22 protein-coding genes and 1 other RNA gene are annotated in these 26,309 nt (G+C 67.2%); 15 read left to right on the plus strand and 8 right to left on the minus strand.

All coding sequences use genetic code 11. The features are described 5' to 3' along the window. Positions 1-5: 5 nt before the first annotated feature. Positions 6-881: a LysR family transcriptional regulator gene (locus AC07Q9_RS02025; RefSeq protein WP_495308208.1), complete on the minus strand. Its 876-nt coding sequence runs from the start codon at positions 879-881 to the stop codon at positions 6-8. 217 nt (positions 882-1,098) lie between these two features. On the opposite strand from AC07Q9_RS02025, the gene AC07Q9_RS02030 reads away from it, so the two are divergent. Both AC07Q9_RS02030 and AC07Q9_RS02035 read left to right on the plus strand, forming a co-directional pair. Continuing rightward, positions 1,099-2,103: a Bug family tripartite tricarboxylate transporter substrate binding protein gene (locus AC07Q9_RS02030; protein ID WP_495307065.1), complete on the plus strand. Its 1,005-nt coding sequence runs from the start codon at positions 1,099-1,101 to the stop codon at positions 2,101-2,103. Positions 2,104-2,124: 21 nt separating this feature from the next. Continuing rightward, on the plus strand, positions 2,125-3,666 hold the full coding sequence (locus AC07Q9_RS02035) for an amidase (RefSeq protein ID WP_495307066.1): 1,542 nt from the start codon (positions 2,125-2,127) through the stop codon (positions 3,664-3,666). Between the two features lie 13 nt (positions 3,667-3,679). Here AC07Q9_RS02035 and AC07Q9_RS02040 read toward each other — a convergent pair whose 3' ends face one another. Further along, positions 3,680-5,026 (minus strand): aminotransferase-like domain-containing protein, encoded by a 1,347-nt coding sequence (locus AC07Q9_RS02040; RefSeq protein WP_495307067.1) that lies wholly within the window; start codon positions 5,024-5,026, stop codon positions 3,680-3,682. Positions 5,027-5,149: 123 nt separating this feature from the next. Between AC07Q9_RS02040 and AC07Q9_RS02045 the strand changes: the two genes are divergently transcribed. Next, the gene (locus AC07Q9_RS02045) at positions 5,150-5,779 is read left to right on the plus strand and encodes a LysE family translocator (protein WP_495307068.1); all 630 of its coding nucleotides are present in this window, start codon (positions 5,150-5,152) and stop codon (positions 5,777-5,779) included. Positions 5,780-5,810: 31 nt separating this feature from the next. Beyond that, positions 5,811-6,659, plus strand: a complete 849-nt coding sequence (locus tag AC07Q9_RS02050) for a PhzF family phenazine biosynthesis protein (RefSeq protein ID WP_495307069.1) — start codon at positions 5,811-5,813, stop codon at positions 6,657-6,659. 204 nt (positions 6,660-6,863) lie between these two features. On the opposite strand, the gene AC07Q9_RS02055 is transcribed toward AC07Q9_RS02050, so the two are convergent. After that, the gene (locus tag AC07Q9_RS02055; protein WP_489057626.1) at positions 6,864-7,802 is read right to left on the minus strand and encodes a LysR family transcriptional regulator; all 939 of its coding nucleotides are present in this window, start codon (positions 7,800-7,802) and stop codon (positions 6,864-6,866) included. 111 nt (positions 7,803-7,913) lie between these two features. On the opposite strand from AC07Q9_RS02055, the gene AC07Q9_RS02060 reads away from it, so the two are divergent. Then, positions 7,914-9,131, plus strand: a complete 1,218-nt coding sequence (locus AC07Q9_RS02060) for an MFS transporter (protein WP_495307070.1) — start codon at positions 7,914-7,916, stop codon at positions 9,129-9,131. A gap of 22 nt (positions 9,132-9,153) precedes the next feature. Here the strand turns inward: AC07Q9_RS02060 and AC07Q9_RS02065 are convergent, their stop codons facing one another. Next, on the minus strand, positions 9,154-10,104 hold the full coding sequence (locus AC07Q9_RS02065; RefSeq protein WP_495307071.1) for a LysR family transcriptional regulator: 951 nt from the start codon (positions 10,102-10,104) through the stop codon (positions 9,154-9,156). 82 nt (positions 10,105-10,186) lie between these two features. On the opposite strand from AC07Q9_RS02065, the gene AC07Q9_RS02070 reads away from it, so the two are divergent. Both AC07Q9_RS02070 and AC07Q9_RS02075 read left to right on the plus strand, forming a co-directional pair. After that, positions 10,187-11,506 carry an arylsulfatase gene (locus AC07Q9_RS02070; RefSeq protein ID WP_495307072.1) on the plus strand — a complete coding sequence of 440 codons (1,320 nt, stop codon included), beginning with the start codon at positions 10,187-10,189 and terminating at the stop codon, positions 11,504-11,506. Between the two features lie 58 nt (positions 11,507-11,564). Continuing rightward, positions 11,565-12,539 (plus strand): Bug family tripartite tricarboxylate transporter substrate binding protein, encoded by a 975-nt coding sequence (locus AC07Q9_RS02075; protein ID WP_495307073.1) that lies wholly within the window; start codon positions 11,565-11,567, stop codon positions 12,537-12,539. A gap of 152 nt (positions 12,540-12,691) precedes the next feature. On the opposite strand, the gene ssrA is transcribed toward AC07Q9_RS02075, so the two are convergent. From ssrA to ompA, 4 genes are all read right to left on the minus strand, one after another. Beyond that, positions 12,692-13,078, minus strand: a transfer-messenger RNA (tmRNA) gene (ssrA, locus tag AC07Q9_RS02080). Positions 13,079-13,090: 12 nt separating this feature from the next. Next, positions 13,091-13,768, minus strand: a complete 678-nt coding sequence (locus AC07Q9_RS02085) for an HAD family hydrolase (protein ID WP_495307074.1) — start codon at positions 13,766-13,768, stop codon at positions 13,091-13,093. Further along, entirely contained in the window at positions 13,765-14,493 is a 729-nt protein-coding gene (gene ubiG / locus AC07Q9_RS02090) for a bifunctional 2-polyprenyl-6-hydroxyphenol methylase/3-demethylubiquinol 3-O-methyltransferase UbiG (RefSeq protein ID WP_495299150.1), read from the minus strand. Before ubiG ends, AC07Q9_RS02085 begins: the two co-directional genes overlap by 4 nt. A 129-nt stretch (positions 14,494-14,622) precedes the next feature. Further along, entirely contained in the window at positions 14,623-15,276 is a 654-nt protein-coding gene (gene ompA / locus AC07Q9_RS02095) for an outer membrane protein OmpA (protein WP_099795932.1), read from the minus strand. 224 nt (positions 15,277-15,500) lie between these two features. Here ompA and gyrA point away from each other — a divergent pair, with 224 nt between their 5' ends. The 8 genes from gyrA to AC07Q9_RS02135 all read left to right on the plus strand — a co-directional run bounded on the left by gyrA (position 15,501) and on the right by AC07Q9_RS02135 (position 26,273). Then, the gene (gene gyrA / locus AC07Q9_RS02100; RefSeq protein ID WP_489057633.1) at positions 15,501-18,146 is read left to right on the plus strand and encodes a DNA gyrase subunit A; all 2,646 of its coding nucleotides are present in this window, start codon (positions 15,501-15,503) and stop codon (positions 18,144-18,146) included. Further along, positions 18,143-18,730 carry a DUF2059 domain-containing protein gene (locus AC07Q9_RS02105; protein WP_492681424.1) on the plus strand — a complete coding sequence of 196 codons (588 nt, stop codon included), beginning with the start codon at positions 18,143-18,145 and terminating at the stop codon, positions 18,728-18,730. Before gyrA ends, AC07Q9_RS02105 begins: the two co-directional genes overlap by 4 nt. A 6-nt stretch (positions 18,731-18,736) precedes the next feature. Then, the gene (gene serC / locus AC07Q9_RS02110) at positions 18,737-19,867 is read left to right on the plus strand and encodes a 3-phosphoserine/phosphohydroxythreonine transaminase (RefSeq protein WP_495307076.1); all 1,131 of its coding nucleotides are present in this window, start codon (positions 18,737-18,739) and stop codon (positions 19,865-19,867) included. Positions 19,868-19,891: 24 nt separating this feature from the next. Further along, complete coding sequence (gene pheA, locus AC07Q9_RS02115; RefSeq protein ID WP_495307078.1) at positions 19,892-21,013, plus strand: prephenate dehydratase; 1,122 nt, start codon at positions 19,892-19,894, stop codon at positions 21,011-21,013. A gap of 18 nt (positions 21,014-21,031) precedes the next feature. Beyond that, a complete protein-coding gene (locus AC07Q9_RS02120) occupies positions 21,032-21,925 on the plus strand; it encodes a prephenate dehydrogenase (RefSeq protein WP_354347787.1) in 894 nt (297 codons plus the stop codon). Position 21,926: 1 nt separating this feature from the next. Continuing rightward, positions 21,927-23,945: a bifunctional 3-phosphoshikimate 1-carboxyvinyltransferase/cytidylate kinase gene (locus AC07Q9_RS02125; protein WP_495307080.1), complete on the plus strand. Its 2,019-nt coding sequence runs from the start codon at positions 21,927-21,929 to the stop codon at positions 23,943-23,945. Between the two features lie 232 nt (positions 23,946-24,177). Further along, positions 24,178-25,866, plus strand: a complete 1,689-nt coding sequence (gene rpsA / locus AC07Q9_RS02130; protein ID WP_062468664.1) for a 30S ribosomal protein S1 — start codon at positions 24,178-24,180, stop codon at positions 25,864-25,866. Between the two features lie 80 nt (positions 25,867-25,946). Beyond that, a complete protein-coding gene (locus tag AC07Q9_RS02135; RefSeq protein WP_495307082.1) occupies positions 25,947-26,273 on the plus strand; it encodes an integration host factor subunit beta in 327 nt (108 codons plus the stop codon). Positions 26,274-26,309: the final 36 nt, after the last annotated feature.

Raw genomic sequence — 26,309 nt, forward strand, 5'->3', positions numbered from 1 at the left:
GCGCATCAGGCGCTGAGCACTTCGCGCAGGTGCTCGACGAAAGCGCGCGCCGCATCGGGCAGGCGCCGACCGGCCATGCTCTGCACCTCGAAATGCCGCTCGTTCATCTCGCGGTCGCGCAAGGCACGCGCCACGATCGTGCCGTTCTCGAGCTGCTGGCGCAGCGCGAGCTCGCCGCAGAAGGTCACGGCCTGGCCATGCGCCGCGTAGTGCACCAGCGGGTAGAGGTGATCGCTGGTCAGTGCCGCCTCGAGCGGCAGGCGCTGGCGGGCGCAGCTGATGTTGAGCAGCTGGCGCAGCGTCGACGTGGGTGCCGGCAGCGCAAGCGGGTAGTGCACCACCTGCGCCAGCGACACCTGCCGCCGCTCGGCCAGCGGATGCGAAGGCGCCATCACGGCGCACACGGGCGAGCGGTGCCGGATCTCGACGTCCAGGCCGTGCTCCGAGCCCAGGCTCACCGTCACGCCGAGGTCGACCAGGCCTTCGCGCACGCGGCGCGCCACCTCGCGCTGCACGCACATGTCGAGCGAGAAGCGGATGCCGGGACAGCGCGCCTGGAACGCAGCCACCAGGGCCGGCAGGAACTCGTAGGCGAAGCCCTCGGTCGCGGCCACGCGCACCTCGCCCTTGCGCAGGCCGCGCAGCGCGAGGATGTCGTCGGTCACGCGCTCGATGTCGAGCCAGGCCCGGCGCGCGTGCGCCGCCAGCAACTCGCCGGCTGAGTTGAGCGCCATGCCGCGGGCGCGGCGCTCGAACAGGAGGGTGTCGAGTTCGCGTTCGATGCGGCCGATCTGGCGGCTCACGGCCGACGGCGCCACGTTCAGCCGCACGGCCGCCTCGGTGACCGAGCCGACGCGCGCCACCTCCAGGAAGTAGCGCATCGACTCCTCCTGGAGCACGCGCTGGTTGATCGGGCGTTCGGTGCGCGCCCCGGTGCGGGCGGAGGCTGAAGGCTTGGAAGTGGGAGATTTCATCGACGTGGTCTGCGTTGCGCCAGCAGCAACGCAACCTTCCAATCATTGTGCTTGCTACACCGCAGGGCGTGCCCCAGCATTTCCCCTCCCCCTCTTCTCTTCGCTCTACGGAAGGACCCTGTCAATGAACGCTCCCCGTTCGCAAGCGCCGCAGCGGCGCTGGTGCTGTGCCGTCCTCGCGGGCCTGGCCGCCTGCCTCGGCACGGCCCTGCCCGCAATGGCGCAGTCGGCCTACCCGACGCGCCCCGTCACGCTGGTGGTGCCGTACCCGCCCGGCGGCAGCGCGGACACGGTGGGACGCCTGGTCGGCCAGCGCCTGTCGGAGGAGTTGGGGCAGCCGGTGCTCATCGACAACCGCCCCGGTGCCGGCACGGCGGTCGGCGCCGCGTTCGTGGCCAAGGCATCGCCCGACGGCTACACGCTGCTGCTCGGCTCGGGCTCGACCCTCACGATGAACCCGGCGATCCGCCCGAACCTGCCCTACGACGCCCTGGGCAGCTTCGAGCCGGTCGCGATCGTCGCGCGCATTCCGCTGATCCTGCTGGCCAACAAGAACGTGCCCATCGGCAACGTCAAGGAGTTCGCCAGCGCGGTGCGCGCGGCGCCCGACAAGTACTCGTACGCCTCTTTCGGCACGGGCACGTCCTCGCACTTCACCGGCGAGATCATCCTGCAGGCGGTGGGCGCGAAGATCATGCACGTGCCCTACCGGGGCAGCGCACCGGCCATGACGGACCTGATCGGCGGCCAGGTGCCGTTCTCGGTGGACACCGTCACCGCCGCCATTCCGCAGCTCAAGGGCGGCAAGGTCAAGGCGATCGCCGTGACCACCCGGCAGCGCTCCTCGCAGTTGCCGCAGGTCCCGACCTTCGCCGAGGCGGGCTACCCCGAGGTCGATGCCGACACCTGGATCATGGTCGTGGCGCCGAAGGGCACTCCCGCGCCGGTGCGCGAGCGGCTGGAGAAGACGCTCGCCAAGATCGTCGCCACGCCCCAGGCCCAGGCGGCCCTGCAGGCCCAGGGCGCGGAGCCGGCCTTCGCCGGCGCCGCCGCCTCGCTCGCGCAGATCGAACGCGAACTGCCGCTCATGCGCGCCGTCGCCCGGCGCGCCAACATCCAGGCCGACTGAGTGCGGCACATTCCGAAAGCCATGACCCAAACTTCTTCTTCCTCCGAGCTCGTCGAACTCTCCGCCGTGGAACTGCGACGGCTGATCGGCACGCGCGCCCTCTCGCCGGTCGAACTTCTCGAAGCCTGCATCGCGCGCATCGAACAGCTCAACCCCTTCGTCAACGCCGTGACCGCCACCTGCTACGAGCGCGCCCGTGCCGAGGCCCGCGCCGCGGAGCGGGCCGTGAAGAACGGCGAGCCGCTGGGCCTGCTGCACGGCCTGCCGCTGGGCGTGAAGGACCTCGAGCCGACGGCGGGACTGCTGTCCACCATGGGTACGCCCGCCTTGCGCAACCATGTGCCGTCGAACGACATCGAGCTGGTGCGCCGCCTGCGCGCCGCCGGCGCGATCGTGGTGGGCAAGACCAACGTGCCCGAGATGGGCGCCGGCGCCAACAGCCGCAATCCGGTCTGGGGGGCCACGGGCAATCCCTTCGACCCCAACCTCAACGCCGGCGGCTCGTCGGGCGGTTCGGCCGCGGCGCTGGCGCTGGACATGCTGCCGGTGTGCACCGGCTCCGACACCGGCGGGTCGCTGCGCATCCCGGCCGCCAAGTGCGGCGTGGTGGGCCTGCGGCCGTCGCCGGGCATCGTGCCCAGCGTGCGCAAGAGCCTGGGCTGGTCGCCGATCTCGGTGGTCGGTCCGATGGGCCGCGATGTGGCCGACGCCTGCCTCCAGCTCGCAGCCACGGCGGGCCCGCATCCGGGCGATCCCTTGAGCTATCCGCTGGATGCGGCGGCCTTCGCGCGGCCGGCACCGCTGGACCTGTCGCGCCTGCGCGTGGCCTGGACCACCGACTTCGGCCTGTGCGATGTCGACCCGTCGATCCGCCGGACGATGCACGACCGCATGGCCGCCATGCGCGGGCTCTTTGCGAGTTGCGACGAGGTGCGCTTCGACCTGGGCGAGGTGCACCGTTGCTTCGACGTGCTGCGTGCGGAGGCCTTCGTCGCCGGCATGCGCGAAGCCTACGAACGCGCCCCCGAGAGCCTGGGCCCGAACCCGCGCAGCAACTACGAGATGGGCGCGCGCATGAGCCTGCCGGACGCGGCCTGGGCGCAGACGGAACAGACGCGCATCCTCCAGCGCTTCCAGAAGGTGTTCGAGAACTACGACCTGGTGCTCTCGCCCACGACACCGGTGTCGCCCTTTGCCTGGACGCAGTCGCACGCGCTGCAGATCGACGGCCGCCAACAGGAGAACTACTACCGCTGGCTCGCACTGACCTACGTCGTGACGCTGACCACCCACCCTGCGATCAGCCTGCCGTGCGGCACCGACGAGCGCGGCATGCCCTTCGGCCTGCAGGTGGTGGGGCGTTTTCGCGGCGACCTCGCGCTGCTGTCGGCCGCGCAGGCGATGGAGCAGGCCTTCGCGCCCGACCCGCGGCTGCGCCGGCCGCGGCCCGATCTCGCACGCCTTCGCAAGGCCGAGCCCGCCCTCGACTCGATCGTGACCGCGCCGCCCGACGACCGGCACGCCAGCGTGCCCACCGACGGCGCCCCGGCACCGGTGGTCTGAGGTTCGCGCCGCGTCAGGCGCTTCGCTTCAGCAAGGTGGCCAGGAGGGCCAGGGCCCCGGTCAGCTCGTCGAAGCCGGGGCCGCCCAGGCAGATCCGCAGGCCGCTCGCCTTGTCCTTCGGGTTCGCCATCAAGGTCTGCGGCGGGGTGAGCTTCACGCCGGCTTGCGCCGCCGCGGCCACGACGCCCTCGGCGGCATCGCGCCGCATCGGCAGCCAGACGTTGTAGGCATCGGGATGCCAGACCAGTTCGCTGGCAGCGAGCAGCGAGACGGCCAGCCGGGAACGGCGCCGGGCCTCGTGGCGCAGATCGCGCTGGACCGAGGCGACCACGCCGGTGGCCAGCCATTCGTCGACCACCGCGCAGGAGAACGCCGACGGCGCCATGGGCACGTCCTGCAGCAGCGCCTGCGCCGGGCCGCACAGCTCGGGCGGCAGTGCCAGCACGCCGACCTGCAATCCCGGGCCGAGCGACTTGGAGAGCCCGTTCACATGCAACACGATGTCGGGCGCCAATGTGGCCAGCTGGGGCAAGCCGTCGGAGGCCGCCGCATACACGCCGTCCTCGATGATCCAAGCGCCCGCGCGGCGGCACACCGCCACGATGGCCCGCCGTCGCTTCGCGCTCATCGTGGCCGTCGTCGGGTTGTGCAGCGTCGGGGTGAGGTAGACCGCCGTGCCACCGGCGGACGCCGCACCGTCGAGCGCCTGTGCGAGCGCCTGCGGCACCATCCCTTCCGCGTCCATCTCGACGCCCTGGATGCGATACCCCTTGCGCCGGGCCAGCGCGAGGGCGCCGGGGTAGGTGATCCGTTCGGTGAGCAGCACGCCTTGCCGCCCGCACACCAGGTCGAAGGCCAGCGACAGCGCCTGGCGTGCGCTACTGGTCAGCACCAGCTGTGACGGGTCGACGGCCAGGCCGATCGTTTCGAGCCAGCGGGCGAGAACGCGGCGATGTTCCAGGTGCCCGCCGGGCGGTGCGTACAGGTTGAAGTGATCCGCGTCGATCTTGCGCGCGATGCCCGTCAGCGTGCGCGCCAGCACGCGCGCACCGAGCGCGGCCGGCGGCGCATTCGACGACAGATCGATCTGCCGGTCGCCGTGCGCCTGGTGGATCGCCACGAAGGTGCCCCGGCCCTTGACGCTGCGCGTGAGGCCCCTGCGCTCCAGGAGCGCATAGGCCTTCGTCACGGTGCCCAGGCCGATCTGCAGCGTCTTCGCCAGGTCCCGATGCGCAGGCAGCCGATCGCCGCCCGCGAGCCGCCCCTCGACGATGTCGTCGGCCAGGGCCGACACCACGCGCTCGGTGGCATTCGTGCCGTTGCTTGCCAGACGGGGCGTCCAGGAGGATCGAAGGAGCATGTGCGCGGCCTCGCAAATAAAAGTGTCACGTGACACTTTTTGAATATTCCAATAGTGTAACTTTCACTCCTCGGCCGCCGAAAGGCAGGCCGCCGAAGACACCCTTGGTTTTGGAGCACCCGCATGGCCGTCAGCCAGATCGCACTCGTCTACGGGACGTACCTCATCGCCACCGCCAGTCCGGGGCCGAGCAACATGGCCATCATGGGCACCGCGATGCGTGACGGCCGCCGCCCTGCGCTCGCGCTTGCGGCCGGCGTTGTCACGGGCTCGCTCTTCTGGGCGATCCTGGCGGCGACCGGCGTTTCCGCGGTCCTGACCGCGTATGCGCAGGCACTCGTCGTGCTCAAGATCGCCGGCGGCCTCTACCTGCTGTACCTGGCTTTTCGCGCGGGCCGGTCCGCCATGCGACCCGGCACCGACGCGGTGAAGAACAGCGCGGAACGCGGCGCATTGCGCTACCGCACCCTCTACCGCCAGGGCGTGCTCATGCACATCGGCAACCCGAAGGCGATCATGTCGTGGATCGCGATCATCTCGCTCGGCGTGCGCCAGGACACGCCCGCCGGTGGGTTGCCGGCGATCGTGGGCGGTTGCGTGTGCCTCGGCATCCTGGTGTTCGGCGGCTACGCGATCGTCTTTTCCACCGCGTCGATGATTGCGCTGTATGCGAGGCTGCGACGCTGGATCGAAGGCGTGCTCTCGGCAGTGTTCGCGGCCGCGGGGCTCAAGCTGCTGGCCTCGCAGAACTGAATCCAATGAATCCCTGCGAAAGACCGAACGCATGAGCATCACCGTCCACATGGTCGACGTCTTCGGCGCCGGCCCGCTCTCGGGCAATCCGCTGGCGGTCGTCACCGGCGCCGACGCCCTCGCCACGCACGACATGCAGCAGCTGACGCGCTGGTTCAACCTCTCGGAAACCGCGTTTGTCTTCGCACCCACGCACCCGGAGGCGGACTACCGCGTGAGGATCTTCACGCTGGACCGGGAAATGCCTTTCGCAGGGCACCCCACGCTCGGCAGTTGCCACGCCTGGCTCTCGGGCCCGGGCGCGCCCAGACAACAAGCCACGGTGATCACGCAGGAGTGCGGCGCGGGGCTGGTCCAGATCCGGCGCGACCAGGGACGGCTTGCGTTCGCCGCGCCGCCGCTGATCCGCTCGGGCGCGCCTACCCCGATCGAACTCGACGATGCACGACGGCTGCTGGGCATCGAAGCCGACGACATCCAGGACGCCGCCTGGATCGACAACGGCCCTGGCTGGCTGGGAATCCGGCTGGCGTCGGCCGACAAGGTGCTGTCCCTGGAGCCGGCCCGGCGCTGGCCCACCCGCATCGACGTCGGCGTGGTCGGCCCTCATGCCGCGGGCGGCGATGCGGCCTTCGAAGTGCGCGCCTTCTTCACCGACCATCTGGGCGCCATCGTCGAAGACCCCGTCACGGGCAGCCTCAATGCCTCGCTCGCGCAGTGGCTCTTCGCCACGGGCGTGGCACAGGACGACTATGTCGCTGCACAGGGGACCCGCCTTGGCCGGCAGGGCCGCATCCACCTGACCCGCGACGACGCCGGCCAGGTCTGGGTCGGCGGCGACACGCGCACGCACGTCAAGGGCGAACTGGACGGCCTCTGATCCGTTCACGCAAGGCCTGCACAGACTTCACTCTGACTTCACCTGCGTTGCGCACACTGCGTTTCGACAGCGGTTCGGCGCTGGTAGAGGCAAGGGGAAGAAAAAAGTAGCTCAGGGAAATGCCTCGATGCCGACCGCTGTCACCTTTCATCGCCCAAGAAATGCCCGCACCCTACTGTCCGCCGTCGCGCGACCCGGCCTCGCTCAGGCCACGCGCGCCTCCCAGACCCGGCCCGTCGGGTCGGCCAACGCAAGCCGCATCATCTCGATGAAGCGGCGCAGGCGCGCCGGCTGGAAGCGCGTGTGCGGGTAGGTCAGGTAGACCGGCAGCGGCGCCACATGCCATTGCGGCACCAGCTGCACCAGCCGTCCGGCGGCGATGTCCTCGTTCAGCAGCCAGGCCGAACCCAGGCAGGCACCCAGGCCCATGCGCGCCGCGCTTTGCAGCGCATAGAGGCTGTCGGTGCTCATGCGCGGACGGATCGGCACGCGCGCGATCTCGCCGGTCGGCCGGTGCGTGAGCAGCACCTCGTTGCGATAGAAGGTGCGCAGCGCAAGCCACGGCAGCTCGGCCAGTTCCGCCGCGTGCGCGGGCGGTGAGCGGCCCTCCAGCAGCGAGGGCGCGGCGACCACCACGCGCGGGACCTCCGAGACCTTGACCGCCACGGCCATCGCGTCGGTCATCTCGCCGACCTGGATCGCGCAGTCGACGCCTTCGGCGATGAAGTCGGGCCGACGGTCGTTCAGCAGCCATTCGACGGACACGCGCGGATAGGCGCGCAAGTACTCGGCCAGCGGACCGACCAGCAACAGCTGGCCCAGCGCATGCGGCGCGACCACGCGCAGCGTGCCCTCGGGCTCGTCGCCGACGCCGCGCAGGTCGGCTTCGAAGGCGTGCCAGTCGGCGATCAGCTCCCGGGCCCGCTCGTAGCAACGCTCGCCGTCTTCCGTGAGCTTCATGGCGTGCGTGGAGCGGCGCAGCAGCCGCACGCCCAGCGAGCGCTCCAGCGCCTGCAGGCGACGGCTCACGGTGGGCTGGGTGGCGCCCATCTGCAGCGCGGCGGCCGACAGGCTGCCGGCCTCGACGATGTGAAGAAAGGTCTGCATCAGCTCGATGCGGTCGACGGCAGGTGAAGTTGACATGGCCTTGTTCATGCGTTTGGCGTATGGGCATTGTGCGATCCACGGGACTACCAAGCCAAGACTCCAACGGGCACATTCCAACCCTTGCTTCGATAATCGAGGGTTAACACCATGTCTTCCATTCAAACTACGCATGTGCCGGCCGCCGCGCCGGGCCACGACCTGCCCGCCTCGCTGATCCTGCTGCTGGCCGCCGGCGCCGGCCTGTCGGTGGCGTCGCTCTACTACGTGCAGCCGATGCTCGGGGTGCTGGGCGCCGACATCGGCGCCTCCACCCGTGCGGTGGGCTTCATTCCCACGCTCACGCTGCTGGGCTATGCGCTGGGCATCCTGCTGCTGGCGCCGCTGGGCGACCGCTTCGACCGGCGCCGCATCGTGCTGATCAAGGCGGCGGCGCTGTGCGCCGCGCTGCTGGTGGCCGGCGCCGCACCGTCGATCGGCGTGCTGCTCGCGGCCAGCCTCGCGATCGGGCTGGCGGCCACGATGGCGCAGGACCTCGTGCCCGCCGCCGCCACGCTGGCGCCCGACGCCACGCGCGGCAAGACGGTCGGCACGGTGATGACGGGGCTGCTGCTGGGCATCCTGCTGTCGCGCGTGGTGAGCGGCTTCGTGGCCGAGCACTTCGGCTGGCGCGCGATGTTCATCGCGGCCGCGGCCAGCATCGCGCTCATCGGCGCCGCGGCCTGGCGCGGGCTGCCGCGCTTTCGGCCGACGACGCACCTGGCCTACGGCGCCCTGCTCGGCTCGCTGGGCACGCTGTGGTCGCGCCACGGCACGCTGCGCCGCGCGGCGCTGGCCCAGGCACTGCTGGCCGTGGGATTCAGCGCCTTCTGGTCGACGCTGGCGGTGATGCTGCACGGCGCGCCCTTCCACCTGGGCAGCGCGGCGGCAGGCGCCTTCGGCCTGGCCGGCGCGGCGGGCGCGCTGGCGGCGCCGCTGGCCGGGCGGCTGGCCGACCGGCGCGGACCGGAGCTGGTGACGCGCCTGGGCACGGGGCTGGCGCTGGTGTCGTTCGCGGCCATGGGGCTGGCACCGCTGATGACACCGCATGCGCAGCTGTGGTTGCTGGCGCTCGCAGCGGTCGGCTTCGACCTGGGCATGCAGGCGGCGCTGATCGCCCACCAGACGATCGTCTACGGCATCGAGCCCGGTGCGCGCAGCCGGCTCAACGCCGTGCTGTTCACCAGCATGTTCATCGGCATGGCGGCCGGCTCGGCGCTGGGCGCGCTGATGCTCGCCGCGTGGGGCTGGGCCGGCGTGACGGTGCTGGCGACCGCCACGGCCGCCGCCGCGCTGGCGGTGCGGCTCTGGCCGCGCCAGGCAACGTAGTCGCGCCAGGTGGACGACGGCCTCAGCGAGGGCCAGCCGGTCCTTGCGCGCCGCGTTGCTTCGCCGTGCCAGCGCGCGCCGGCGCCAGTGCCTTGAGCGCCTGCACGAACTCCTCGAGGAGCGGGGAGCGATAAGTACTCGGACGCGAAAAAAGCGAGATGCGCCTCGGGATCGACAGCGCCTCGACGGGAATCACCTTGACGCCACGCGCATGGGGCAGTGCGAGCACGGAGACCGGAACGATGCCGATCAGATCGGTCGCGGCAAGCACCGGCAGCGACCAGGACGCATTGAAGTGCACCTCGATCGCGCCTTGCGGCGGCGTCGCACCCGCAGAGCGAAATACCTCGTCCAGCTTCGCGCGTGCAGCCGAATGAACGGACGGCAGCACCCAGGAAAATTTCGACAGATCGCCCATCGTGAGACGGCGACGCGCGAAGACCGGATGCCCCACGCGCGCCACGGCGACGAGCGCATCGGTCAGCAGATCCTCATGCACCAGGCCGTGCGGCATGGACTCGTAGGTCGGAATCACGGCGACATCGAGCAGGCCCTGGCGCGTCCAGTCGATCAACTCGTCCGAGGACGCCACCTCCAGGCGCACGTGCATGCCCGGGCGACGGGGCTGCAGCGCCGCAAGCGCCGGTGAGAGCACGGCATCCAGAACCGCCAGCGTCGCGCCCACGCGGATGAGCCCGGCACGTCCTGCGCGGACGTCGCCCGCATGGCGAAGCGCCTCGTCGTGCTCGGACTTCATGCGTTGCGCACGTTCGCGGAACGCGACGCCGAAGGGCGTGAGCGTCATGCCGTGGCCCGAGCGCTCGAAGAGACCGAGCCCCATCTCGTCCTCCAGCCTGCGGATCGCCTTGGAAAGCGCCGCGGCCGTCACCGTCAGGCTGGTTGCCGCGCGGGCCAGCTGCCCATGGCGCGCCACTTCCAGGAAGTAGTCGAGGTCACGTGCCGAGAAGGACATGAATAAAAGTTAACGAAAACTTCCCAAATGGAAACACCCGAATCCTAGCCGTTCCTAGACTGCAGTCGCAATGAGTCCCTCCATGAACCCACCCAACATCGTTCTCATCCTGGCCGACAACCTCGGCTGGGGCGAGCTCGGCTGCTACGGCGGCGGAGCGCTGCGGGGCGCGCCCACGCCACGCATCGACGCGCTCGCCAGCCAAGGCCTTCTGCTGCAGAACTTCAATGTCGAGAGCGATTGCGTGCCGACGCGCTCCGCGCTGATGAGCGGGCGGCACCCGATCCGCACGGGCTGCCTGCAGTCGGTGCCGCCCGGCCTGCCCCAGGGCTTGGCACGCCGCGAGATCACCCTGGCGCAATTGCTCTCGGCACAGGGTTATGCGACGGCGCACTACGGCAAATGGCACCTGGGCGATGTTCAAGGCCGTTTCCCGAGCGACCGGGGATTCGACGAGTGGTACGGCATCCCGCGCACCACGGACGAGAGCCAGTTCACGACCAGCGTCGGCTACGACCCAAGCGTGGCGGACATCCCGTACATCATGCAGGGCCGTGCCGGCGCGCCCTCGGAAAACGTGGAGGAATACAACCTGGATTCGCGCCGGCGCATCGACGAGACGCTGACGAACCGGTCCTTGGAATTCATCCAGCGCAACCACGCGGCACAGAAGCCGTTCTTCCTCTACCTGCCGCTCACGCACCTGCACTTTCCCACCCTGCCTCACCGCGATTTCGCGGGCCGCACCGGCCATGGCGATTTCGCCGATTCCATGATCGAGATGGACCACCGCGTGGGACAGGTCATCGACGAGATCGAGCGCCTCGGCATCGCAGAAGACACCCTCTTCATCTTCGCGAGCGACAACGGCCCCGAGTTCCGCGCTCCGTACCGCGGCACGGCCGGTCCCTGGCGCGGCACCTATCACACGGCCATGGAAGGCAGCCTGCGCGTGCCGTGCATCGTGCGCTGGCCAGGCAAGATCGCTGCAGGTCGGGTGAGCAACGAGATCGTGCACGTCACCGACCTCTTCTCCACGCTGGCACGCGCGGGTGGCGCCCGCATTCCCGAGGACAGGCCGATCGACGGCATGGACCAAATGCCCTTTTTCCTCGGCGAACAGAAGTCCTTGCGCGAGGGCTTTCTCTTCCATATCAAGAACGAGCTGCGCGCAGTGAAGTGGCGCGACTGGAAGCTGCATTTCTACTGGGAGCCCGAGGTGAACGAAGGCAAGGGCAAGCTCGAGTCGCCCTATCTCTTCAACACCACGCGCGACCCCAAGGAGGAGTCGGATGTGCTCGTCTACAACACGTGGGTCCTGGGGCCGATCCAGCGGATGGTCCGCGCCTTCCATCAGAGTGCGGCAGCACATCCTCACACGGCGCCGGGCGCGCCGGACTGAGGCCGCGGAATCCCTGACGCGCTCGCGCATCTCCCCACCGTCCCAGAAGGCTCACCCCATGTCCCAGCATCCAGGCGGCCGCCGAGGCCTCTTTCTGATCTTCTGCGCACTCACGGCGCTGGCGTCTTCTGCGACGCTCGCGCAAGAGAAGTACCCCTCGCGAGCGATCACCTGGGTCGTGGGCTACCCACCCGGGGGCAGCGTCGATGTCGTCACGCGCCTTGTCGCCCGCAAGCTGGAGGCGACGCTCGGCCAGCCCATCGTGGTCGACAACAAGCCCGGCGCCACGGGCTCGCTCGCGCTGCGGTATGTGGCAACCCAGCCCGCCGACGGCTACACCCTGGTGACGGTTCCCGGCCCGGTGCTCACGAGCATCCCGATGCCGCAGATCGGCAAGGAGATGAGCGCCATCGCCATGCTCGCCAGAGGCTCCACCGTCCTCGTGGGGCCGGCACGGCCCGATGCGCCCAAGGACCTCACGGCCTTGCTCGCAGACGCATCCGCCCACCCGGACAAGTACAGCTACGGCTCCTCCGGCAACGGCACCGGCCAGCACCTGACCGGAGAACTCATCCAGGCACTGACAGGCGTGACGATGACGCATGTGCCCTACAAGGGCGGCAACCAGGCGGTGACCGACGTGATCGGTGGACAGATCCCACTGGCAGTACTGGGCATCACGCCCGTGCTGCCGCACATCAAGTCCGGCAAGCTCAAGGCGTATGGGGTCTCCACGGCGACCCGCTCCGCCTCCTTGCCCGAGGTGCCGACACTCAGGGAAGCGGGTATCGCCAACTTCGAAGCCAGCCAGTGGTTCGTCCTCGCTGCGCGCTCGGGCCTTCCGGCAGAGCGAAGCGATCGCCTCAACGAAGCGGTGGCACAAGCCCTGAAGGACCCGGAGGTCATGAAGGGCTTCGAGAACGTCGGCATGTTTCCCGAAGCCCACAGCGCGAAGCAGACCGCCGACTACATCAGCACCGACATGCGGCGCTGGGCAGACCTCGTGAAGAAGAACAAGATCGCGATCGACTAGCTAGCGTGTGGAGTGAACCCCATCGACGGGAACGCAGGGGTCGTCATCCAGACGCCGCCATCCCGAGTGAGGCGGCGAAGCACAAGCAACAGTCGCCCGGCCAATGAAAAAGGGCGTTCACTGAACTTCAGTGAACGCCCTAAGTCGTTGTGTGGTGGAGCTGGGGGGATTTGAACCCCCGTCCGCAAGCCTTCATCGCGCAGTTCTACATGTGTAGTGATCTGATTTAAGTCTCGCTTCCGGAGTCGCGCAGTCACACGCTAAACCGGACGCCAGCACCCTATTTTCTCGCCCCGACCCAAGGTACCCGGATCGGAGCCAGCCCATGTAATTATCTTTGCAGCCGGGAGGATTCAGATTGCTCTGTCACCCCCTTGCCCAGCCCATCGGCCTGCTGTTGCAAAGCTCACTGGCAATTAAGCAGCGAGTGCGAAACGTTCGTCGTTTGCAGTTAGTTTGTTTGAATCTGTTTTACGAGCGCATTCAGCTCGACATGCCCCGCTGCGACTCCGAACCCACGTCGAAACCAGTGCAGCCCCAAGCGACCCATTTTAGGCGCTATTGAGTAACTTCAAGAGCTCAAGGGGTGAAGAGATTGAAGCATCGGCCTCCCAGAGCGCCGCATCGGCCTGCGAACCCATGTAGCCGTAGGTCGCGGCCACGGTTCCCATGCCCGCAGCGCGGCCCGCGATGATGTCGCGCTCGTCGTCGCCCACGTAGATGCAGGCCTCGCATGCCACGCCAAGGCGGCGCGCCGCCTCATACAGCGGCTCGGGATGCGGCTTGGCGAACGGCGTGGTATCGCCGCTCACGATCGCACCCGCGCTCGCGAAGAGCGGCATCGCGCCGGTCAGCGGGTCGGTGAAGCGGGCCGACTTGTTGGTGACCACGCCCCAGCGCAGGCCGCGCTCGCGGATCGCCTCGATCAGCGGCGCCACGCCGTCGAACACCAGGGTGTTGAGCAGCATGCGGCGCTCGTAGGCGACGTAGAACTCCTCGCGCAGCGCATCGAACTCGGGCGCATCGGGTGTGATGCCGAATGCGATGCCGAGCATGCCGCGCGCGCCGGCGCCAGCCATCGGGCGGTAGCGCTCCAGCGGGTAAGGCTCCAGGCCGCGGTCGGTGCGCATCTGGTCGGCGGCTGCACCGAGGTCGGGCGCGCTGTCGATCAGCGTGCCGTCGAGGTCGAACAGGATGGCCTGCGTGGTCGCGTTCCCGATCTTCATCATCCTTGCGCCTCCGGCAGCGCCGGCTTCTGGGTCGCGAACAGGTAATTCACGCTGGTGTCGGCGCTGAGCCAGTAGCGCCGGGTCAGCGGGTTGTGTTCCATGCCCCGGGTGTGACGCAGGTCCAGGCTCGCAGCGCGGCAGTAGCTGGCCAGCTCGCTGGGGCGGATCAGCTTGGGGTACTCGTGCGTGCCGCGCGGCAGCATGCCCAGGACATACTCGGCACCCACGATCGCCAGCATGAAGGCCTTCAGGTTGCGGTTGATGGTCGAGAAGAACACCCAGCCGCCCGGTTTCACGAGGGTGGCGCAGGCCTGGATCACCGACGCCGGGTCGGGCACGTGCTCCAGCATTTCCATGCAGGTGACAACATCGAAGCTGCCGGGCTGCTCGGCCGCCAGCGCCTCAGCACTGACTTCGCGGTACTTGACGCCGCGCGTCCCCGCTTCGAGGGCGTGCAGTTGGGCCACCTTGAGCGCCTTGGTCGCGAGGTCGATGCCCAGCACGTCGGCGCCCTTGCGCGCCATCGAATCGGCCAGGATGCCGCCGCCACAGCCGATATCGACCACACGTTGGCCCGAAATAGGCGCAATACCGTCAATCCATTCGAGTCTCAATGGATTGATTTCGTGCAGCGGGCGGAATTCGCTCTCCAAATCCCACCACCGGTGTGCAAGCTCCGAAAACTTGGCCAGTTCGGCCGGGTCTGCATTCACGTTTTCTGTCATAGGGCAATTATGAAGCGAGCAAAGCCCGACTCGAAAGCAATGGGCCTGCGTCAGGCTCGGCTGCAAATTCGGCGGGCATAAAAAAACCCCGCCGAGGCGGGGTTTTCATTCGTCGATGGAATCGATCGATCAGTTGGCGCGGGTGCCAACCACTTCGATTTCCACGCGACGGTTCTTGGCGCGGCCTTCCTTGGTGCGGTTGTCAGCCACTGGCTGCTTCTCGCCCTTGCCTTCGGTGTAGACGCGGTTGCGTTCGATGCCCTTCGAGACCAGGAAGGCCTTGACGGCTTCGGCGCGACGCACCGACAGACGCTGGTTGTAAGCGTCGGTACCGATGGAGTCGGTGTGACCCACAGCGATGATGACTTCGAGGTTCACGCCACGGATCTTCTCGACCAGGTCGGTCAGCTTGGCGCGACCTTCGGGCTTCAGAACCGACTTGTCGAAGTCGAAGAAGGCGTCAGCAGCGAAGGTGACCTTCGAAGCAGCGACTTGAGCCGGGGGAGCCACGGGAGCCACGCCAGGAGCGGTAGGCGCCACAGCAGCGGGGCCAGCCGGAACCAGAGCGCCGTCGCAACCGGCAGCAGCCGTTGCGGGCGTCCAGTTGGCATCGCGCCAGCACAGTTCGTTCGTGCCGTTCTTCCAGACCAGTTCGCCGGTGCCGTTTTGCCAGTTGTCGATCGTAGGACCGCCGTTCGCAGCGGTGACACGGGTCTGCGCGCCGGCGGCAGTGGCGAGCGCAGCGACTGCAAACATCATCGCCACTTTATTCAGTTTCTTCATGGTTCTCCTCTTGGGGAAAAAGCCGCAGCCGCGCTGCGAATCAAGGACGCTTTAAGTGACCACCACCCAAAACGTTGAGACGATTGTGCCATAGGGTCTTTGGCAAACAGGCCGCTGGACGCCCCCGAAGCGTAGGACGGAGGCGGAATAGAGCCCTTGTGTTGCGGCGGTGCGACACCCCTCACAGCGTAAAATTTCGCCTTCCTGCCGCCAGCCTCTAGCTCATGACCTCCTTCGCCAAAGAAACCCTGCCCATCAGTCTCGAAGAGGAAATGCGCAGCAGCTACCTCGATTACGCCATGAGCGTGATCGTTGGCCGGGCGCTTCCCGACGCCCGCGACGGCCTCAAGCCGGTGCACCGGCGCGTGCTGTACGCGATGCACGAGCTCAACAACGACTGGAACCGTCCGTACAAGAAGTCGGCCCGTATCGTCGGTGACGTGATCGGTAAGTACCACCCGCACGGCGACCAGTCGGTTTACGACACCATCGTCCGGCTGGCTCAGGACTTCTCCATGCGCCACATGCTGGTCGACGGCCAGGGCAACTTCGGGTCGGTCGACGGCGACAACGCAGCGGCAATGCGTTATACGGAAATCCGGCTGGCCAAAATTGCGCACGAAATGCTGGCCGATATCGACAAGGAAACTGTCGACTTTCAGGACAATTACGACGGCTCCGAAAAAGAACCGAAAGTTTTACCCAGCCAGCTGCCGAATTTGCTGGTCAATGGCTCCGGCGGTATTGCGGTCGGCATGGCCACCAATATCCCGCCGCACAACCTGAATGAAGTGGTGGATGCGTGCCTGTATCTGCTGCGCAATCCGCAGGCCACCATCGACGAACTGATGGAAATCGTGCCGGCGCCCGACTTCCCCACCGCTGGCATCATCTACGGCATCAATGGCGTGAAGGACGGCTACCGCACCGGCCGCGGCAAGGTCGTGATGCGCGCCAAGTGCCACTTCGAGGACATCGATCGCGGCCAGCGCCAGGCGATCATCGTTGACGAGCTCCCTTACCAGGTCAACAAGAAGACGCTGCAGGAGCGCATGGCCGAGCTGGTGCACGAGAAGAAGATCGAGGGCATCAGCCACATCCAGGACGAGTCCGACAAGTCGGGCATGCGCCTGGTGATCGAGCTCAAGCGCGGCGAAGTACCCGAGGTCGTGCTGAACAACCTCTACAAGCAGACGCAGCTGCAGGACACCTTCGGCATCAACATGGTGGCGCTGGTCGACGGCCAGCCCAAGCTGTGCAACCTGAAGGACCTGATCGAGGTCTTTCTGCAGCACCGCCGCGAAGTGGTCACGCGCCGCACCGTCTTCACGCTGCGCAAGGCCCGCGAACGCGGCCACGTGCTCGAAGGCCTGGCGGTGGCGCTGGCCAACATCGACGAGTTCATCCGCATCATCCGTGAGTCGCCCACCCCGCCGGTCGCCAAGGCCGAGCTCATGACCCGCGCCTGGGACAGCAAGCTGGTGCGCGAGATGCTCACGCGTTCGCGCGCCGACGGCGGCGTGATCAACGCCGACGACTACCGCCCCGAAGGCCTCGAGCGCGAGTACGGCATGGGCGGCGACGGCCTGTATCGCCTGTCGGAAACGCAAGCGCAAGAAATCCTGCAGATGCGCCTGCAGCGCCTGACCGGCCTCGAGCAGGACAAGATCGTCGCCGAGTACAAGGACGTCATGGCCGAGATCGACGACCTGCTCGACATCCTGGCCAAGCCCGAACGCGTCTCGATCATCATTGGCGACGAGCTCGGTGAGATCAAGCAGGAGTTCGGCCAATCGAAGGTCGGCGCCCGCCGCAGCCTGGTCGAGCACAGCGCGTACGACCTCTCGACCGAAGACCTGATCACACCGACCGACATGGTCGTCACGCTCTCGCACAGCGGCTACATCAAGAGCCAGCCGCTGGGCGAATACCGCGCACAAAAACGCGGCGGCCGCGGCAAGCAAGCCACGGCGACGAAGGAAGACGACTGGATCGACCAGCTCTTCATCGCCAACACGCACGACTACATCCTGTGCTTCTCGAACCGCGGCCGCCTGTACTGGCTCAAGGTGTGGGAAGTGCCGGCAGGTTCGCGCGGCTCGCGCGGACGCCCCATCGTCAACATGTTCCCGCTGCAGGAAGGCGAGAAGATCAACGTCGCCCTCGCCCTCACCGGCGAGAAGCGCAACTTCCCGGCCGACCAGTACGTGTTCATGGCAACCTCGATGGGCACGGTCAAGAAGACGGCGCTCGACGAATTCAGCAACCCGCGCAAGGGCGGCATCATTGCCGTGAACCTCGATGAAGGCGACTACCTCATCGGCGCGGCGCTCACCGACGGCAAGCACGACGTGATGCTCTTCAGCGATAACGGCAAGGCCGTGCGCTTCGACGAAGAAGACGTCCGCCCGCTGGGCCGCAACGCCCGCGGCGTGCGCGGCATGTCGCTGGAGCCGGGCCAGGGCGTGATCGCCATGCTGGTGGCCGAGGATGAACAGCAGAGCGTGCTCACGGCCACCGAAAATGGTTACGGAAAACGCACAAGCATTACCGAATACACGCGTCATGGCCGCGGAACCAAAGGCATGATCGCGATTCAACAGAGTGAGCGCAACGGCAAGGTCGTTGCCGCCACGCTCGTTCATGCGGACGATGAGATCATGCTCATCACCGACAAGGGTGTGCTCGTGCGCACCCGGGTGGCCGAGATTCGCGAACTGGGTCGGGCGACGCAAGGCGTCACGCTGATCGGGCTCGACGAAGGCGCCAAACTCAGCGGGCTTCAACGCATCGTCGAAAACGACGCGGTCGGCGAAAGCGAGCCGGACGCAGACGACACTTCCACATCTTCAACGGAGAATCCTCAGTGAAAAAACAACTCAAGCTCGCACTCCTGACCGCAGCTCTCGCCGGATCGTCCATGGCCGCCATGGCCCAGGACAAGGCCACGCTGATCAAGCAGTTCATCGAGATCCAGCGCCCCGGCATCGAATCGCTGGCACGCGGCCTGATCGAGCAATCGAGCGCCCCCATCGCGCAAGCCGGCTCGCAGTACCTGCAGACCCAGGTGCCCGAAGCCAAGCGCGAATCCGCCGCCAAGGCCGCTGACGCCGAACTGAAGAAGTACTTCGACGAGTCCTACCCGCTCGTGCGCGACAAGGCCATTCAAATTGCTCCGGGCGCACTCACCCCCATCCTCGAGCAGAACTTCAGCGAAGACGAACTCAAGCAACTGCTGGCCTGGATCAACTCGCCCCTGAGCAAGAAGTACCAGGAACTGAACCCGAAGATGCAGACCGCTCTGACGGAAAAGCTGGTGACCGAAACCCGCGCCACCATCGAACCCAAGATGCGCGCACTCGACACCAACGTCGCCAAGGCCCTCGGTGCTCCGACCGACGGCGCAGCAGCTCCCGCCAAGGCGCCCGCCGCCAAGGCTCCCGCCAAGAAGTAAAGCAACGTGACCCAGCAGCAGACGCCGGCCGGCAAGCGCCCCTACAACTTTTCGGCCGGTCCGGCTGCCATGCCGGAGGCGGTGCTGCAGCGCGCCGCTTCCGAGATGCTCGATTGGCAGGGCAGCGGCATGAGCGTGATGGAGATGAGCCATCGCGGCAAGGAATTCGGTGCCATCTGCACCCAGGCCGAAGCCGACATCCGCACGCTGCTGGCCATCCCCTCGCACTTTCACATCCTGTTCATGCAGGGTGGCGGTCTCGGTGAGAACGCCATCGTGCCGCTGAACCTGTCGCGCGGCGCCGCCGCCGACTTCGTCGTCACCGGCAGCTGGAGCGCCAAGTCGCACAAGGAAGCGCAGCGCTACTGCACCGCCCGCGTGGCCGCGAGCAACGCGGACAACCAGCACACCAAGCTGCCCGACCCCGCGAACTGGCAGCTGTCCTCTGATGCCTCGTATGTGCACGTGTGCAGCAACGAGACCATCAACGGGATCGAGTTCCAGCAACTCCCCGACCTGGCCGCGCTCGGTAGCAAGGCGCCGCTGGTCATCGATTTTTCTTCCCACGTCGCCTCGCGCAGCGTCGACTGGAGCCGCGTCGGCCTGGCCTTCGGCGGCGCCCAGAAGAACCTCGGCCCCGCCGGCCTGACCATCGTGGTCGTGCGCGACGACCTGCTGGGCCACGCACTCGAGATCTGCCCGAGCGCGTTCAACTACAAGACCGTGGCCGACAACCACTCCATGTACAACACGCCGCCGACCTGGGGCATCTACATGGCGGGGCTCACGTTCCAGTGGCTGCTGCAGCAAACGGAAGGCGAGCTCACCGGCATCGCCGCCATGGAGCAGCGCAATGTCGAGAAGGCCACGCTGCTGTACGACTTCATCGACGGCTCCGACTTCTACGCCAACCGCATCGATGCAAGCTGCCGTTCGCGCATGAATGTGCCGTTCTTCCTGGCTGATGAGGGCCGCAACGAAGCCTTCCTGGCCGGTGCGCGCGAAGCCGGGCTGCTGCAGCTCAAGGGCCACAAGTCGGTCGGTGGCATGCGCGCGAGCATCTACAACGCCATGCCGCTGGCAGGGGTGCAGGCCTTGGTGGCCTACATGAGAGAATTCGAGCGATCGCATGCGTAGGCGCATGCCCTGTTGCTCGCACCGATGACCGCCTCTGCCCCCACACCACCCTCCTCCCCCGACAATTCCGAAAGCCTGGCCGATCTGCGCGTGCAGATCGACTCGCTCGACCAACGACTCCTGAGCCTGCTCAATGAGCGCGCCCATGTGGCCGAGCTGGTCGGCGAGGTCAAGAAGCGCGAAGGCACGCCCTTCTTCCGCCCCGACCGCGTCGCAGCGGTCATCAACAAGATGCAAAGCAGCAATGGCGGTCCGCTCAAGGACCTCCATGTCGCGGCCATCTGGCGCGAGATCATGTCGGCCTGCCTGGCACTCGAATCGCCCCAACGCGTGGCCGTGCTCGGCCCCGAAGGCACCTTCTGCGAACAGGCCGCCATCGAGTACTTCGGCGGCGCCGCCGACCTGATCTACTGCGCCAGCTTCGACGAGGTGTTCCACGCCACCGCCGCGGGCAGCGCCCAGTACGGCGTGGTCGGCGTCGAGAACTCGACCGAAGGCGTGGTCACGCGTTCGCTCGACCTGTTCCTGCACTCGCCCACCCATGTGGTCGGCGAAGTCAGCCTGCTGGTGCGCCACCACCTGATGCGCAGCAGCAATTCGCTCGAAGGCGTCGAGGCCGTGCTGGCCCACCCGCAGGCGCTGGCGCAGTGCCAGACCTGGCTGTCCAAGCACCTGCCCAACGCCGAGCGGCGCGCCGTGTCGAGCAACGCCGAAGGCGCACGGCTCGCCGCCACCAACCCGGCCTGGGCCGCGCTGGCCGGCGAACGCGCCGCCACGCGCTTCGGCCTGCACATCGTGGCGCACGCCATCCAGGACGATTCGTACAACCGCACCCGCTTCTCGGTGATCTGCCTGCCGCAGACACTGGCCATGCCGCCGGCCTCGGGCAAGGACTGCACGAGCCTCATCGTCTCGGTGCCGAACCGCCCCGGCGCGGTGCACGACCTGCTGGTGCCCCTGAAGGCCAACAACGTGTCGATGACGCGCTTCGAGTCGCGCCCCGCGCGCACCGGCCAGTGGGAGTACTACTTCTACATCGACCTCGACGGCCACCCCTCGCAGCCCAACGTGGCGGCGGCGCTGGCCGAACTGCGCGGCCTCTGCGCCTTCTACAAGGTGCTCGGCGCCTACCCGATCAAAGCCTGAGCCGAACGGACCGACGCGATGTTCGAGCAACTGGGATTGATCGGCTGCGGCCTCATGGGCGGCTCCTTTGCACTCGCGCTCAAGCGCGCGAAGCTGGTGAAACGCGTGGTCGGCTACAGCAAGTCGCCCTCCACCACCGAGCGGGCGCGCCAGCTCGGCGTGATCGACGTGGCGGCGCCGTCGGCGCTGCTGGCGGTGTCGGGTGCCGACCTCGTGCTGCTGGCCGTGCCGGTGGCCGCCTCGGAAGCCACCTTCAAGGCCATCCGCCACGGCATTTCGGCCGACACGCTGGTGATGGACGTCGGCTCGACCAAGGGCGACGTGATCGAGGCCGCGCGCAACGGCCTGCAAAAGCAATTCGCGAACTTCGTGCCGGCGCATCCGATCGCCGGCAAGGAAGTCTCCGGCATCGAGCACGCCGAAGCGTCGCTGTTCACCGGCCGCCAGGTCGTGCTGACCCCCGTCAAGACCACGCTGCGCTCGAACGTGCAGCGCGCCTCGCAGGTGTGGAGCGGCATCGGTGCCAACGTCGTCACCATGACGCACGAAGAGCACGACGCCGCCTTCGCCGCCGTGAGCCACCTGCCGCACCTGCTGGCCTTTGCCTACACCAACGCGCTCACCGGCCAGCCGCAGGGCGACCGCTTCCTGAGCTTGGCAGGACCGGGCTTTCGCGACTTCTCGCGCATCGCCGCCAGCGACCCCGTCATGTGGCGCGACGTGCTGCTCGCCAACCGCGAGCAGGTGCTGCAACAGTCGCAGGCCTTCCGCAAGGCGCTGGAAGACCTCGAGACGCTGATGACCGCCGGCGACCTGCAAGGCCTGGAGCAATCCATCGCCGCCGCCAGCAAGGCGCGCGCCGCCTGGCGGCCGAATTCGAGCACCGACGCTCTGGCCCAGCAGGACAGCTGACATGTTCTCGACCGCTTTCCTCGACCTCCCTCCCCTCGCGGGCGCCGCCGGCACGGTCCGGCTGCCGGGCTCCAAGAGCATCTCCAACCGCGTGCTGCTGCTGGCCGCGCTCGCCAGCGGCACCACCACGATCCACGACCTGCTCGACTCCGACGACACGCGCGTGATGCTCGACGCCCTGCGCGCGCTGGGCTGCGGCATCGAGCCGGCCGGCAGTTCACTGCGCATCACCGGCCTCGGCGGCCAGCTGCCGCCCTCGCTGGGCGCGACGCTGCTGCCGCTCTTTCTGGGCAACGCCGGCACGGCCATGCGTCCGCTGACCGCGGCGCTGTCGCTGCTCGGCGGCGAGTTCGAGCTCAGCGGCGTGCCGCGCATGCACGAGCGCCCGATCGGCGACCTGGTCGACGCGCTCACGCAGCTGGGCTGCCGCATCGACTACCTCGGCAACCCCGGCTACCCGCCGCTGCGCATCCACCCCGTGTCGCACGACGAACTGGCGCTCGGCGCGCCGATCCGCGTGCGCGGCGACGTGTCGAGCCAGTTCCTGACCGCCCTGCTGCTGGCGCTGCCGCTCGCAGCAGCCCACGACATCGTGATCGAGGTCGTCGGCGAACTGATTTCCAAGCCCTACATCGAGATCACGCTGAACCTGCTGGCGCGCTTCGGCATCACGGTGCAGCGCGACGGCTGGGAGCGCTTCACCATCCCCGCCGGCAGCCGCTACAGCTCGCCGGGCGAGATCCACGTCGAGGCGGACGCCTCTTCTGCTAGCTATTTCATAGCGCTCGGCGCCATCGCAACGGGCGTTTCAGGCCAGAACGGCATCCGCATCGAAGGCGTCGGCGCGGCCTCGATCCAGGGCGACATCCGCTTCATCGACGCTGCCCAACAGATGGGCGCGCTGGTCGACAGCGGCCCGAACTGGCTCGAAATCCGCCGCGGTGCCTGGCCGCTCAAGGCCATCGATCTCGACGCGAACCACATCCCCGACGCCGCCATGACGCTGGCCGTCATGGCGCTGTACGCCGACGGCCCCAGCACGCTGCGCAACATTGCGAGCTGGCGCGTGAAGGAAACCGACCGCATCGACGCCATGGCGAACGAGCTGCAAAAGCTCGGCGCCACGGTCGAGGCCGGGCCCGATTTCATCCGCGTCCACCCCCTGCCCGCCGCTGGCTGGCAGCCTGCCAGCATCCGCACCTATGACGACCACCGGGTCGCCATGTGCTTTTCGCTCGCAGCCTTCAACCCGGCCGGCGTGCCGGTGCGCATCCTTGAGCCGCACTGCGTCGCCAAGACCTTCCCCGACTACTTCGAGACCCTGTTCTCGGTGGCCGAGGCCGCCGATGTGCCCGTGATCTGCATCGACGGCCCGACCGCCTCGGGCAAGGGCACGCTGGCCGCCGAAGTGGCGCGCCTGCTGGGCTACCACTACCTCGATTCGGGCTCGCTGTACCGCGTGACCGGGCTTGCCGCGCGCCGCGCCGGCCTGGAGGCCACGGCCGCGAACGAAGCGCAGATTGCCGCCCTCGCCGCCGCCCTGCCCCTGCAGTTCACCGAGGGCAAGGTGCTGCTGGCCGGCGAAGACGTCAGCGACGACATCCGCACCGAAGCCGCCGGCATGGACGCCTCCCGCGTTTCCGCGCTGCCGGCCGTGCGCGAGGCGCTGCAAGACCTGCAGCACCGCTTTCGCCGCCTGCCCGGCCTGGTGGCCGACGGGCGCGACATGGGCACCGTGATCTTCCCCGACGCGGCGCTCAAGGTGTTCCTCACGGCGGGTGCCGCCCAGCGCGCCGAACGGCGGCATAAGCAGTTGATTTCAAAGGGTATTTCGACTACACTCGACAGTCTTCGCTCCGACTTGGAAGCACGTGACGCCCGGGACTCTTCCCGCAGCGTTGCACCTCTGAAGCCGGCGCAGGACGCTCGCCACCTCGACAACTCCCAGCTGTCCATCGAACACTCGATCGACACGGTGTTGAACTGGTGGCAGCAGGTTCAACCGTTCAAGTCCGCTTGAGCGGTTTGAAGTGCAGCCTTTCAAGTCCGCTTGAAAGGCTTGCGTCTCCCGGGTGTTCCGGGTGGCGTCTACCGCTCCAGCAGGCTCCTTCCGCGCGACAGCGCACCGGCCTGCTGGTTGTTCAACCAACCGGGCTCACGCCCACAACCTAACCGCCGTCTACAGACCTCCAGCAGCCGCACGCAATTTCGCAAGAGCGCCTGCCAACCCTGCCTGACGGAAGGAACCATAAATGTCTGAATCTTTTGCCGACCTATTCGAAGAGTCCCTGAAGCGTTCCGAAATGCGCAGCGGCGAGGTCATCACGGCCGAAGTCGTGCGCGTCGAACACAACCACGTCGTCGTCAACGCCGGTCTGAAGTCCGAAGCGTATGTGCCGATCGAAGAGTTCAAGAACGACAAGGGCGAACTCGAAGTCCAGGCCGGCGATTTCGTTTCCGTTGCCATCGGCAGCGTTGAAAACGGCTACGGCGACACCATCCTCTCGCGCGACACCGCCAAGCGTCTGGCTTCGTGGCTCGCCCTGGAGAAGGCCCTGGAATCGGGCGACTTCGTCACCGGCACCACCAGCGGCAAGGTCAAGGGCGGTCTGACCGTTCTGGTCAACGGCATCCGCGCGTTCCTGCCGGGCTCGCTGATCGACACGCGTCCGATCAAGGACCTGACCCCGTACGAAAACAAGACCCTCGAATTCAAGGTCATCAAGCTCGATCGCAAGCGCAACAACGTCGTGCTGTCGCGCCGTGCCGTGGTCGAAGCCAGCATGGGCGAAGAGCGCGCCAAGCTGATGGAAACCCTGAAGGAAGGCGCAGTCGTGCGCGGCGTGGTCAAGAACATCACCGAATACGGTGCGTTCGTGGACCTCGGCGGCATCGACGGCCTGCTGCACATCACCGACATGGCATGGCGCCGTGTCCGCCACCCGAGCGAAGTCGTTCAGGCCGGCCAGGAAATCACCGCCAAGATCCTCAAGTTCGACACCGAAAAGAACCGTGTCTCGCTGGGTCTCAAGCAAATGGGTGACGACCCGTGGATGGGCGTTTCGCGCCGCTACCCGCAATCGACCCGCCTGTTCGGCAAGGTCACGAACATCGCCGACTACGGCGCGTTCGTCGAACTCGAACCCGGCATCGAAGGCCTGGTGCACGTCTCCGAAATGGACTGGACCAACAAGAACATCGCTCCGAACAAGATCGTCTCGCTGGGCGACGAAGTCGAAGTCATGGTCCTGGAAATCGACGAAGACAAGCGCCGCATCAGCCTGGGCATGAAGCAGTGCAAGGCCAACCCGTGGCAAGAGTTCGCGCAAAACACCAAGCGTGGCGACCGCGTCAAGGGCCCGATCAAGTCGATCACCGACTTCGGCGTGTTCGTGGGTCTGGCTGCCGGCATCGACGGCCTGGTGCACCTCTCGGACCTCTCGTGGAACGAAACCGGCGAAACCGCCGTTCGCAACTACAAGAAGGGCCAGGAAGTCGAAGCGATCGTGCTGGCTGTCGACGTCGACCGCGAACGCATCTCGCTGGGCATCAAGCAGCTCGACAGCGATCCGTTCACCACGTTCACCACCGTGAACGACAAGGGCCAGATCGTGACCGGCAAGGTCAAGACCGTGGACGCCCGCGGCGCTGAAATCGACCTCGGCGAAGACATCATCGGCTACCTGCGTGCTTCGGAAATCTCGCGCGACCGCGTCGAAGATGCCCGCAACGTGCTCAAGGAAGGCGACGAAGTCACGGCCATCGTGGTGAATGTGGATCGCAAGACCCGCAACATCCAGCTGTCGATCAAGCAGAAGGACATGGTCGACGAACAAGGCGCCATGGCCAGCCTGAGCCAGCAGTCGGCACGCGAAAACGCGGGCACGACCAGCCTGGGCGCCCTGCTGCGCGCCAAGCTCGACAACAGCGACAACAAGTAAGCTGAGTCCGAAGACAGAGGCAGGCCCCCGGGGCCGCTCTGTCTTTTTTTTCGTCCACGTTTTTCGTTTATGTTTGGCCTATGACCCGCTCAGACCTCGTCGAAGAACTCGCCGCCCGTTTCGCGCAGCTCACGCACCGCGATGCCGAATACGCCGTCAAGACCATCCTGGACGCGATGAGCGACGCGCTGGTGCGCGGCCACCGCATCGAGATCCGCGGCTTCGGCAGCTTCTCGGTCAACCGCCGTCCGCCGCGCATCGGCCGCAACCCGCGTTCGGGCGAGAGCGTGCAGATCCCCGAGAAGCGCGTGCCGCACTTCAAGCCGGGCAAGGCACTGCGCGAAGCCGTCGACGCGAAGACCGCCGAGCTCGATGCAGGCAAGGAAGTCGCCGGCCGCAAGGCCTGATGCAAATGAATGCAAACGTAGAATGCTCTCGGCAAC

The organism is Variovorax sp. GW821-FHT09A10 (genome assembly GCF_059418385.1).